General features: G+C 57.8%; 9 protein-coding genes. 8 read left to right on the forward strand and 1 reads right to left on the reverse strand.

What is annotated here, in order from left to right; genetic code table 11:
* The 7 genes from ABIL25_09100 to ABIL25_09130 all read left to right on the forward strand — a co-directional run.
* On the forward strand, positions 1-417 hold a 417-nt coding region (locus ABIL25_09100), incomplete at its 5' end, for a metal-sulfur cluster assembly factor (GenBank protein MEO0082430.1).
* Positions 374-1,033: a sulfite exporter TauE/SafE family protein gene (locus tag ABIL25_09105; GenBank protein MEO0082431.1), complete on the forward strand. Its 660-nt coding sequence runs from the start codon at positions 374-376 to the stop codon at positions 1,031-1,033. The genes ABIL25_09100 and ABIL25_09105, both read left to right, overlap by 44 nt.
* Positions 1,034-1,089: 56 nt before the next feature.
* Complete coding sequence (locus tag ABIL25_09110; GenBank protein MEO0082432.1) at positions 1,090-1,581, forward strand: hypothetical protein; 492 nt, start codon at positions 1,090-1,092, stop codon at positions 1,579-1,581.
* 123 nt (positions 1,582-1,704) lie between these two features.
* A complete protein-coding gene (locus ABIL25_09115) occupies positions 1,705-3,015 on the forward strand; it encodes a thymidine phosphorylase (protein ID MEO0082433.1) in 1,311 nt (436 codons plus the stop codon).
* Positions 3,016-3,100: 85 nt separating this feature from the next.
* Positions 3,101-3,481, forward strand: a complete 381-nt coding sequence (locus ABIL25_09120) for a polymer-forming cytoskeletal protein (GenBank protein ID MEO0082434.1) — start codon at positions 3,101-3,103, stop codon at positions 3,479-3,481.
* Positions 3,482-3,562: 81 nt separating this feature from the next.
* Entirely contained in the window at positions 3,563-4,318 is a 756-nt protein-coding gene (fabG, locus tag ABIL25_09125) for a 3-oxoacyl-[acyl-carrier-protein] reductase (protein MEO0082435.1), read from the forward strand.
* An 891-nt stretch (positions 4,319-5,209) separates the two neighbouring features.
* Complete coding sequence (locus tag ABIL25_09130; protein ID MEO0082436.1) at positions 5,210-8,359, forward strand: T9SS type A sorting domain-containing protein; 3,150 nt, start codon at positions 5,210-5,212, stop codon at positions 8,357-8,359.
* Positions 8,360-8,669: 310 nt separating this feature from the next.
* Here the strand turns inward: ABIL25_09130 and ABIL25_09135 are convergent, their stop codons facing one another.
* A complete protein-coding gene (locus tag ABIL25_09135; protein MEO0082437.1) occupies positions 8,670-9,701 on the reverse strand; it encodes a helix-turn-helix transcriptional regulator in 1,032 nt (343 codons plus the stop codon).
* Between the two features lie 827 nt (positions 9,702-10,528).
* Here ABIL25_09135 and ABIL25_09140 point away from each other — a divergent pair.
* A complete protein-coding gene (locus ABIL25_09140) occupies positions 10,529-11,899 on the forward strand; it encodes a T9SS type A sorting domain-containing protein (GenBank protein MEO0082438.1) in 1,371 nt (456 codons plus the stop codon).
* The last annotated feature ends 385 nt before the right edge of the window (positions 11,900-12,284 follow it).

The following is a 12,284-nucleotide window of genomic DNA, read 5'->3' on the forward strand; positions in this document are numbered from 1 at the left end:
CTAATCGTGAACCTGCCACGACTAGCCACTCGACCCCAAGACCGCGCTCCGTGGTTTGCGCCATTGACTGGCACAGGACTCGTGGCGGCTGACTCGCTTCCGCCTGACTCGGTCCGAATTATGGAAAGCCTGGCCCGGGTCTGCGACCCGGAGCTCGGGCTTTCGATCGTCGAGCTCGGGCTGGTGCACAGGGTCACTGTTGACAGCAACAGCGATGTGATGGTAGTTCTTTCACTCACCACCCCGGGCTGTCCGTTCGCCGACCAGATTGGACAACAGGTCCTCAAGGCTATGCAGTACATTCCGGGCGCACGCCACATCGTAGTCAAACTGGACCCAATGATACCGTGGGACCCGTCGAGGGTCAGCGATCGTGCCCGAGAAAAGTACGAAAGCCTGCTGCGTGCCATTCCCTAGCTTTTTACTCAGAGCGCTCGCACTTGGCCTTTCAGCCGGGGTCTTCTGTACCGGCCACTGCGTGCCACTGCTCGGGCCGACGTTACTCTCACGCCCAATTAGGACACGTGAATCTGCGACCGTGCTCGGGCTTTTCCTGGTCGGTCGGCTCACAGCATATCTTGCGTTCGGACTGGTGGTTGGGGCACTGGGTCGCAAGCTCGCCGGAATCTGGCTCGTCAGGCCATTTCTCCTGCCGGTGCTCTATTTTCTGCTCGGCGCGGCAATGATAAGCTACGGTCTGGTACAAAGTTTTCCCCACATTGGACTGTGTCGAGCGCTTGGCCCTAGGATGACGTCCGCCTGGTATCCCGCAGCACTTGGGTTTCTTGCCGGTATCAACCTGTGTCCCCCATTTCTTTTGGCGATTGTGACCGTTGCCGACATCGGCGGGGTGCTGTCGGGTATATTGTTTTTTCTCCTGTTCTTTCTGGCCACCAGTATCTACCTCATGCCGCTGGCATTCTCCGGTCTGGTGAGCCGCTTCGATACGGTTCGCTTCGCCGCCCGGGTGGCGGCAGTCGTTTCCGGAATCCACTTCGTCCTGGTCGCGACCCGATCACTGATCCGAACCTGAAGACAGGCTGAATCCACCGATTGACCCGGGCTTAGGATTGACTATCATTGCACTCCGTGCGTCTCGTGCTCGTCCTCGTTTTCACCTATGTTTCGTCCTGGGCTGCACCAGCCGGTTATTTATCAATCGAAACTGACCAAGAGACGACTGAGGTTTACGTTGACAGCCGGTTCGAGCTTGTTCCGAAGGAAGGCGTCGTTGTTGCGGTGAGTCCGGGCCGGCATTTCGTAAGCCTGTTTCCGCCGCGAAAAGTCTATCAGGCATTCCGCGACGAAACCCCGGAACAGTTCTGGGACGAGATGCGAAGAGCTGGTACGATCAGCGAATCACGCCGACTCCTATCAAGCTATGAGCGTGGTGCAGTACGCGAAGGCACGAAGTGGGTGTATGCCGCATCGGATGATACCATACCCGTCCGACTGTCGGCCAAGAAAGCCCTCGAGCGGTACAATCAGGATTCGTCCTGCGTGCTCAACACCTTGCTCGGTTGGACGGTTCTTGTCGGAATCGGCATGGCTGTCAGCCTGGCCCTGGCCAAGCTTGACTAGCCTGACCCGCGGCACCCCAGGACTTGTTTGACAGCTCAACAGAACGAACTATTATCCCGCGACTACCGTGAACCATAGTTGCCACAACCATCCCAGGGCCAAGACCGTCGTCCTGAAGGTTAGATGAACGTTTACGAGCTGATCCGTCGGAAACGAGATCGCGGGTCGCACAGTCGCGAGGAGGTCCAAGAGCTTATTTCCGCATACACGCAAGGGGACGTACCAGACTACCAGATGGCCGCATGGCTGATGGCGGTCTTTTTCCGCGGTATGAACGCCGACGAAACCACCGCGCTGACAAGTGCGATGGTGAGCTCCGGCCGGGTCTTTGACCTATCGTCGGTCCCCGGGCCTAAGGTGGACAAGCACTCGACCGGAGGCATCGGTGACAAGGTCTCGCTGATTCTCGCTCCACTCGCCGCGGCGTGTGGAGTGTGTGTACCGATGGTCTCTGGCCGGGGGCTTGGACATACCGGCGGCACGCTGGACAAACTGGAGTCAATCCCGGGATTTAGAACCGACTTCAGATACGAAGAATTTATTGCCAACCTGCGCCAAATCGGTGTGTGCATAATGGGCCAGACCGACGAGCTGTGCCCAGCAGACCGGAAGCTTTACGCACTGCGGGATGTCACTGCCACTGTAGACTCGGTGCCGCTGATTGCCGCGAGCATTATGTCAAAGAAAATCGCAGAAGGTATTGACGGCCTGGTGCTAGATGTAAAGACAGGTGGGGGTGCGTTCATGACCAGGACCTCGCAGGCTAGAACGTTGGCCCGTACAATGATGCGCATCGGCGCCAAAATGGGCAAGAGGGTCGTGGCGGTGATTACCGGAATGTGGGAGCCGCTGGGCGAGGCGGTAGGAAACTCGCTCGAAGTAGTCGAGGCTATCGAAGCACTCAAAGGCAACTGGAGAATGGACCTTGAAGAAGTAACAATGACCCTGGCCGAAGAAATGTTAGTACTCGCCGGCCGGGCACGCACGTACGCCCAGGCCAGGAGGCAGGCGATGCGGGCACTGACCCAGGGCCAGGCGCTAGAGAAGTTCCGACAGATGATTGATCTGCAAGGCGGGAATCCGAAAGTCATTGACGACTACAGCCTGCTGCCACGTGCGAAACACGTAGCCCAGGTCCTGGCACGTTCATCCGGGTACGTACGGGCGATTGATGCACTTACGGTTGGACTTCTAGCAGTCGAAATGGGAGCGGGCCGGCTACAAGTAGGCGCGAAGATTGACCCGGCAGTCGGATTTGTGTTCAAGCGAAAGACTGGAGACCGTGTTGAGCCAGACTCGGTGCTGGCCGAGGTGCATGCGGCAAGCGCCGAGCAGGCCGAGGCGGTCGTCCCGCGGCTAGCTGAGACGATAACTGTATCCAGGGCCGCACCACGCGACGGCGGTCGCGTCATCGCACGGATAACAAGACCCTGACGGCCGGCTCGTAAGCGGAACCCGCACACCCTGGAGTTTGACAAGAACGGAGGCACAAATATACTGGCTCTGTAAGGAAGAAACCTTGCCCAAGAGCCAGCCCGAAGGCAAACTCGACACAGTCATCGGCCCGGGAACTGTCGTTCACGGTGACCTGCGCGTTACCGGCGGGTTGAGACTTGACGGCCAGGTCGAAGGCAAACTGGACGTGGGCGAAACCTTCCTTGCTGGCCCGAAGTCATTTCTCAAGGGCGAGCTTCGCTGCCGGGATGCGGTAATCGCCGGTCGAATTGAGGGCAACATCCTCGCCCGGGAATCAGCCGAACTTCAGGCCGGCTCTCACGTCCTCGGCAACATTGAGTGCAAAGGACTGGTGGTTCAACGTGACAGTTTCTTCCACGGAAATTGCATTATGTCGAGAGCATCCGAGCGTGGCAGTCAGTCCCAGACAAATGGCTCGCCATGAACAAGCCAGCGAAATTTCGACAACGGCTTGTCCCGCCACAGCCGCGTTGGGCCGAAATAGCCGTCCCCAGGTAATCGAGAGATGAACGTACCACACGGACTGGCTGGCAAAGTCGCGGTAGTAACCGGCGGTGGTGCGGGAATCGGCCGCGAGATATGCCTGGAGTTTGCCCGAGCCGGTTGTGCGATCGCCGTGTGCGACGTAGTAGACGAATTGGCAAGACAGGTGGCAGATGAGATAGCAGCGCTGGGATCCAAAGCACGGGCCTACCAGGTAGACGTCTCCGACCTCACTATGGTTGAGAAGACTATCGCAGCCGTGGAACAGGACTTTGGCGCTATAAGTGTCCTGGTCAACAACGCGGGCATAACGCGGGACGGCCTGTTGATCCGGATGACCGAACAGGACTTCGACCGGGTCATCGCCGTAAACCTCAAGGGTGCCTTCAACTTTACCAAGGCATGCTGCCGACAGATGATGAAGCAGCGCTGGGGTCGAATCATCAATATCAGCTCGGTTGTTGGCCAGATGGGCAATGCCGGCCAAGCAAACTACGCCGCAGCCAAGGCGGGGCTCATCGGACTAACTAAGTCCGCAGCCAAAGAACTCGCCTCAAGAAACATCACCGTCAATGCTGTCGCTCCTGGCTTTATCGCCACGGCGATGACCGACAGACTAGACCAGACTACCCGCGACGCTTACATGTCAGCAATACCGCTCAAACGTTTCGGCACACCGAAAGATGTGGCCGCCGTGTGCCTATTCCTGGCCTCGGATGAAGCTGCCTACATCACCGGGCAAGTCATCCGGGTTGACGGCGGAATGCTCACGGCGTAGGTGCCCTAACTTCTCCCTCGCGCGGCTAACTGACGGCGCAGCGTAGACACCTAATGTTTGTCGCTGTCACGTCCTTGCCGCATGCAGGGCAAGGCTGACTGTGAGGCAACCCCTGGGGCGTGGGTCCAAGGTTACGGGTGGGTGCGTCACAGTATTGACAGTCGTAGGCTGCAGTTATCTGGTCGTACTTCTTGCACTTCGAACAGGTGATGACGCTCGGCATACTACCTCCCTGTGTTCAAGGTCGTTCTCGGCTGCCCCGGTTGCGCTCTCTACTCGGACGAGTCGGCTGCGCCCGGGGCCCGAGGAACTCCTGCTGACACTGTCGTACCTATTCATAACCACCTCTGGCGCGGTCCGCCCCTGAGGATGAATCCACACTAGCAGAGCCAGCTCGGCTGTCAAGTTCTGCTGTTGCCTTTGCCCAATAAACCAAGGTTACCTCTCAGCACATTGCTGCTCATTGTTCTCCTGTGTCTCCTGGCAGTTCCATGTTGATTCTCAAACTACGAAAGCAGAACTTGACAAGAGCAGCGAAACCACTACATTAGAACAGTGGACACCGCCGCGGTCCGCGGCGTATTGTTTTGCCCGACCTCGTCTTAGTAGGACGAATGTGGATATGTTGGTTAGCAAGGAGTAAGCACAAAGGAGGCCACAGTGGCTAGAATACACCGAAGTATGCCAGGCTCGATCGCGTATGCACCTCATAACACTACTCCTGCGTGGGGTGTCGAGTCAACATTGACACTGAATCCGTGCAGGGTAGAATACGTTTGCGTGGGTCAGGGTGCACTGCACGACGCGCCCGAAACGGCGGAAGAAGCAGAGAAGACGACACAGCTGGGCTCAAGGCATGTTTCCTACAGCGCATTGCGCAAAGGAGGCAACGTGATACGAGCGCTTGTAGTTTTTTTTGCTCTTTGTCTTCTGACAGTCGGACTGGGTTATGCTACGGAGCCGACGAACATGGTGCCAGGCACCGAGCTCACTCATCTTCGCACCGAGTACTCGCGAACCTACGTCCGTGAAGACGGCAAGTTCACCACCGAGATTCACGCTGCCCCTATCCACCGCCTCGACCAGGACGGCGACTGGCAGACCCTGTCAACTGACGAAGTCTACGCCTGCTCGGTCTTTTGGGGCGGCACAGGGTCGGTCACCTCAAATACGAAGACCTCCGGCTCTCTTGGCTGGAAGGGCAGGTCCAGCATGCAGCAGCGCACGCATGCGTGGATGAAGTTCAAACTTGACCTGCTTCCCCAAGGCTCGATCGAGCAGGTGTCGCTGGACTACTTCCTCACTTATCTGAGAGACAACGCCGCCACCCTTTTCATGGTGACTCACATCCGTATGTCAGTTGACCCGATTACTGCGACAGCGAACCAACTGTTCAACGCCATCACCAACGGCGATGAGATGCTGGACGACAACTGGCAAAGCGCCGCACCGGTGCAAAGGCACATCGAGATTCCGCTTGGCTCTCAGGCAATCGCCAAGATCCAGGAGGGACTGGGAGTTGACCCACCGTGGGTAGCATTCGGCTTCAGGGACGAAGACCGCTATGATTACCTTGAGGGCAACGCTGCCGGGTACAGCGATGGCTACGCGAGCCGGCCCGTGCTTCGGATCACCTACACGCCGCCTCCATACTACGATGTTGGAGTTGCGGCCATAGTGTCTCCGGTCGGCTCGGTCCCACCCAACACCACCGTGATACCGAAGGCCACCTGGCGCAACTACGGCAACCAGCAGATGACATTCACCCCGTTCTGCTGTCTTACCAATCCCTTGGGCATCCGTGTCCACGAACGAACCCTGCTCCCGTCAACCCTTGACCCTAATGAAGCGGTTACACTGGAGTTCGAAGGATACAACGTCGGCGAGGAATCAGGCCAATGGTCGGTGATGTGCTCGACTTTCAACATTCCCATGGACCAGAACCCAGCCAATGACTCGATGCTCGGGCACTTCACCGTTACCGAGCCCGGGCCGTACACTGACGTTCAAGTCACCGACGTTGTCGCGCCATCCGGCACCTATGAGAAGAATACGCCAATCATTCCGACCGCGAAGTGGAAGAACAATTCCAACCACGTCGTGAGCAGCTTTACCGCCTATTTCATACTGAAGAAACCAAACGGTGTCCGAGACTATAGGCAGTTCGTTACTGTGCTAGGCATCGAGCCAACAAGAGAGACTACCCTGACTTTCCCCGAGTATATGATTGGCGAAGAACTCGGCACATGGACTGCGCGGTGCTCGACTTACACCGCAGGTGATGAGAACCCTAATAACGACGTGCTCGAGGAAACCTTTCAGGTGGTGGAGGAACTTGTCCGACCGGACATAGGTGCGATTAGCATCGTCTCACCCACCGGCCAGGTCGAGACGAGTGCAGTCGTGATTCCGCGTGGCAAGTATCGCAACTACAATGACCAGCCGATGGATTTCACCGCTTTCTTCACCATCCGCAACCCGGCTGGCGGCATCGTGTACTTCCAGGCTGTTCCAGTCACCGCGCTCGAAGGCCGGACCGACACAGTCGTTGTCTTCCCGGACTGCAAGGTGACGACAGAGGAGGGCCGTTGGACTACCCGCTGCTCAACATACTCGGTTGACGACATCAATCCCGCGAATAACGCCTGTGGCGGCGAGTTCTGGGTCGGACAGGGACAACCCAGCTGGCCCTACGGCTGGGTTGAGGTTGCCAAAGTACCGCGAATCGAATCCCCGAAAGAGGTGAAGGACGGTGCCTGGCTGGCAGTAGGGCCGGACAAGACCCCACATTCCAGGCTTCAAACTCCAAACTCCGCCTCCCCGACCATTCGACCCCTCGACCCACTGAACCCGGTTATCTACGCTGCCAAGGGTAATAAGACAACCGACTTCTTCAAGTACACACCCGGCCCGGACAGCGGCTTCTGGACCAAGCTCAGGCCGATCCCGGCAGAAGAAGAAGGCAGACCAAAGCCACCAAGTAAGGGCTGCAAAGCCATCTCTGACAATGTCGAAGCGCTGTACATGACCAAGGGCAACAACACCCTCGGATTCTGGCGATACGACATTGCGAAGGACACTTGGACGATGCTGCTCTCCGTACCTGAAGGGCCATACCGTAAACGAGTGAAGGGCGGGAACGACCTCGAGTTCATCCAGCGCGGGGACACAGGCTGGGTTTACCTGCTCAAGGGATACAAGACCGAGTTCTACCGGTACAATATTCAGGCTGGACGCTGGGACCTGTTGCCCGAGGTGCCTTACGGCGCGAAGCCGAAGTACGACAAAGGTTCTTTCATCGTCTACGACAAAGGCAATTACATCTACGCGCACCAGGCCAAGCAGAACAACGGTGGTTACCACTACATGTTCCGCTACGACGTTGCAGGCGACAGCTGGTACACACAGCCGCTGCGAGGGATGCCGGTGTTCGCACTCGAGGGTGGTCGACCGGCCAAGAAGAAAAAGTCTGGCGACGGTGCTGCTGGAGCCTGGTTCGGAGAGAACATCTATGCGCTCAAGGGTGGCAATACTCAGGGCTTTTTCAAGTACTTCCCAGACGGCGATTCCTGGGTGCAGCTTGACACGGTGCCCGGCAACGGCTCGACCGGCAAGAAGAAGCGCGTGAAGTCCGGCGGTGACCTCGTCAACTGGGGCAGCGCCTTCTTTGCCCTCAAGGGCAACAAGACATTCGAGTTCTGGCGCTATGCCCAGAAGCCGCCAAGCGCCGCAGGATCAGCAAATCTGGGCTTCGGGGTTGCAACCCGGAGGATCACCAGCAGCGGGCCGCGAATGGCCCTGAGCCCCAATCCGATTGCGTCAGGCTTCGCCACGCTGAGCTACACCCTGCCCAGACCTGCGCCGGTAACAGTCACGGTCTTCGATGTTGCCGGCCGGTCGGTCCTGCGTCAGGCGTACAGCGTGGGACGCGGCTCGTCAAGTATCTCCCTCGACCTCAGAAAGTTGAGTGCGGGCGTTTACCTTTTCCGGCTAACTGCGGACGGTTACTCGGCATCTCAGAAGCTCGTTGTCCAACACTGACCATGACCGGCTTTTTCGCTCAGGACAGGGGATGGCATCAGACCGACCGGCGCGGTAGCCAAGAATCAAACCGCGGCCAGTCGGTGGACTGAATCACTTCAAGCGTGAGCCGAGAGCCGGCATTCTGCCGGCTCTCGCGCTTCTGCCAGCAACTCGGCCTGTAACCTCCTTAGCTCCCTCTCCTCAGTAAGGAGAGGACTGGGGTGAGGAGTTCGCCGGCGCCCTGTTCACCCTCACCCTATCCCTCCCCCTTCAAGGGGAGGAGACGAAGAGAAAGGAAGTACTCCGGCTTCTGCGCGGAGGTCAGCAATCAGCCCGGGGCCGGTGGCGAAACGGCATCCCATCGCTCGAACACGAACCCAGCAAGACGGCGTACCACCGCCGGGTCATGCCAGCGCCGGATGGATATGGAAATCAAGTACTCGAGCTTAGCCTGCCTTTCAGCCGAACCTGGTCTTGTGCTTCGCGCAGTGTTGAGCAACCCTGTGATGAATCCACGGTAGTTGCCAAGCTCGCTACCCTTGACTCCGCAGGACTCAAGCAGCTTCTCAGCCTCGGCGATGATCGGACCAGCAAGTTTCTGATACTCGTCCAGCTCCCTCTTGCGCTCAAATGCGTACTCTGCCGCGCACATCTCCCAATCGGTCTCGAGCCGACGTCGAGAAGAACATAGCATCACTGACCGGGCTCGCTCCTCCTCCGGCAGCCAGTCAAGCTCACCTTCCTTCTCCATATCATTGAAAAGGTCTCTGACTCCGGCCTCAAGATACCGGATAAGCTCGGGCGTGAGCCCGCGCCTGGTCGCAGTTGCCTCGTTACGCGCAAGCCGCCTTTCCCGAACTGCGTCAGGTCTTCCGCGGGTAGCAAGAAGACTACGAAATACCCGTCGGCCGAACCGCACTGCGTCCTGTCTAAGCGGCTGGAACCGCGGAGCACCCAGACGGTTCAGCTCGTGATGAAGAAAATGCTCGACAACCTGCCGCAGTATCCAAACCGCGGCTTCCCTCCGCATCTCGAGCACAGCCGGGTCTTCTTTCGCTCGCCTCGGCCCACGCGGTCTGCCTCGTGGCCCGCGCTCTGTCGAAGCTGGAACTACCAGTGGCTCGGCAAGATACTGACTGAAGAGTTGCGCTGCATCTTCGACCGTTGCGCGACAAGCACGCAGATAGTCAAGCACAAGCCGGAGTGACGGGTTTGCAAACTTGCCCAGCTCGAGGCGGGATACAACAGTCACACCAGGCTTACCCTTCTTAGCAAGGGCATCAGCGACCTGGGCCTGAGTCAATCCGGCCCTGAGCCGCAAAGCCCTTAGCTTGGAAATTACGCCGTCAAGACTGGCCACGGACTAAGTATAAACGTGGTTATACCAATTGCAAAACAAGCTTCTAAGATTACTGCCAGAAGAATCGAAACTTAGCTGTAATGCTGATTCGGACAGGGAGCCGTATCCCAGATCGCTGCGGGAATCATGGTTCTCGACGCTCGGGCGGTAATGGACTTGGGCAGTCGGGTGGTAACCGACCGTGGCAAAAGCCACTTGGTATGGACCGTCGTCAAGTCAGACATTACAACAGAGACACACCAAGTGACTTTTCACCTGATTCTAAAAACTGGGAACCAAGACAAGCAGCAACCTGCGCAGGAGAGGACAGCGAAAGGCACGCCCCAGAACGCAGCCCAGGCCGCGGAACCCCGGGCCCGGCCAGCAACGCCGCCCGCTTCGGTCTAGACAAGCCCGCACGTGACTGAGCAGGAAACAAGGCGAACAGAGTGCACCGCTGCAGTAGGCTAGACTGGACAGGAAACCCGGCAGGAAGCCTTCAAGGCGGCTGACTCCGTAGGGAGGATTTTCCTCGGCCAACTACAGACGCGTGTGCTGAATAAGACCACCTGCGTGTCGAACGTTATCCGTCAGCACTTCACGCGCCGAAGACGACCGCGTCGCAGTGGTACAACCTTGCTGTCTGCGATACTTGGCTACCCTCGCTCGGCAGACGTGGTCCCGCTACTCAGCCATAGGGAGATAGATTCGCAGGACGGCAGCGCACAAGTGTCGCAGCAACATGTTGTTAGCTGCGTACTCCAAGGCCGTCGTACCTGGCACGGACCTTGCGCCAATCGGCACTGAGGGTTCACGTCGGTCGTAACGTCAAGTGCTAAGGTGGACACATGGGGCTTCTGCTGCTGACAGCGCTGGTCATGGAAATGCCGCCCAAGCTTGTCTCCGAGTCTGAGGTGCAGGCGATTGCGGCGTCGTTTGCCCGAGCCCTGTGGGGTGAGACGCAACCCGCAGGCTACAGGCTATGCGAGGACGTTCACGGCCAGCCGGCGGCATATCTGTGCGAAGAGCTGCTCCAGAACGGTGCCAGAGTCCTGATTGCCGTCGGAGCCAGGGCCGACCTCCCCCCTATCCTATTCTATCACCCACCTGACACAACACGAGCAAGAGATGCCGACCCGGTTACGAAGATCGTAATACACACGCTGGGTCAGCATGACGTTAGGCAGATAGCACTGGTCTATTACTCACCATTCGACATCTGGTCTGAGTACGAGGCCGGGCAAGAGCGGATCATGGTCTCGCTCCGAACGCTCGAGGTCTGTGAACCGGCCAAGGTCAGGAATGCTGAGCCGCTCGCATGCAATTCAGAGCTAGTACCAGTATTCGCACAACAAAAGGCCACCCTCCTATCCGGTGCGGTTATTGGCGGCCAAGCCGGTCATCGCTGGATCAGCAGCGTGCCGGATTGGGATTGGCACTACGGGTGCGCACCAACCGCGGCGGCCAACGTCCTCGCCTACTGGGACCTAAAGGGCTATGACTTGCTTATTGACTCGATACTGCGCAATATGCCGGACCGGTTCGAGAAAGATTTAGATAGCGTGCCAAACATAAGCCACCAACTCGCAATAGCGATGAACACCGACACAGTGCACTCGGGCAATACTGCCACAGAAAGTATTCCCCTGGGCATCCAAGCCGTATGCTCTGACCCTGTCTGGGGCAACTGCTACAACTTCACAAGCTACCTGACATGGAGAGGAAAGGAACTTGTGAAGAACGAAGTAGATAGTGGCCGACCAGGAGTTCTGGTCGTAATCGGACATCCGGAATACGGCAACCACGCACTGACTTACTGCGGCTGGGGTCCGCCGTCAAGCGATTGGATAATGGTACACGATGAATGGGCAGGAACTCCAAGAGATAGAGTGATATACTACGATTTCGGCGGTCGGGTGGCTGTGGTCCCGGTTGTCCCATCCGAACCAGTACCTGAGCAACCCGAGCCTTCAGACTCGGTCAGCACGTTCCCAAACCCTGTCCGGAAAGTACTCAACATAGCTGGACGACACGGTCCAGGGATAGCTGAGGTATACGACTCTGCTGGCCGGTGGGTAATGCGATGTGCTGTGACAGAGTCTGGCCAAATCAACGTTTCGGGCCTGAGCGCAGGTGCATATGTACTTAGGCTTGACTGGCGAGATTCTGCCCCGGCAACGGGCAGATTCGTCGTCACTTCGCAGAATCACGGTCGCTAGCAACACACGCATGCTCAGTGACAAATAGATATCGCCCGGCCGAAACTTCCTGAGACCTGATTCAACTACACAATCCGAATACCCGAAAACCGACATAGAGCGACGGGTACAGGCTGATCGTGCCCGGCAGGATTGGCCCCACCTGCCGGATACTGTCATTCTGAGCGATGGCGGAACGCCGTAATGAACAATCTCGCCTGAGAGACCCTTCGACTCGCCTCTCGCTCATAGTGACACAAGGGTCCTTGGGCCGATAAGTTAGCTCTAGCCCAGGTACATGGTGACCCCCTGAGGGCGGCCGCAAAGTCGGCTGGCATTCCGCCAAGAGACTGGCTTGCGTTGCGAGGAAGCGTGAAAACGTTGCTGCACGAGACGAAACTGAAAG

The sequence above is a fragment of the candidate division WOR-3 bacterium genome (assembly GCA_039801365.1).
Lineage (GTDB): Bacteria > Hydrothermota > Tepidihabitantia > Tepidihabitantales > Tepidihabitantaceae > JBDRUN01.

What these genes read in the sequence shown, in the direction of transcription:
- ABIL25_09115 (MEO0082433.1), top strand. Translation starts at nt 1,705, where the DNA reads ATGAACGTTTACGAGCTGATCCGTCGGAAACGAGATCGCGGGTCGCAC.
- ABIL25_09140 (MEO0082438.1), top strand. Translation starts at nt 10,529, where the DNA reads ATGGGGCTTCTGCTGCTGACAGCGCTGGTCATGGAAATGCCGCCCAAG.
- fabG (MEO0082435.1), top strand. Translation starts at nt 3,563, where the DNA reads ATGAACGTACCACACGGACTGGCTGGCAAAGTCGCGGTAGTAACCGGC.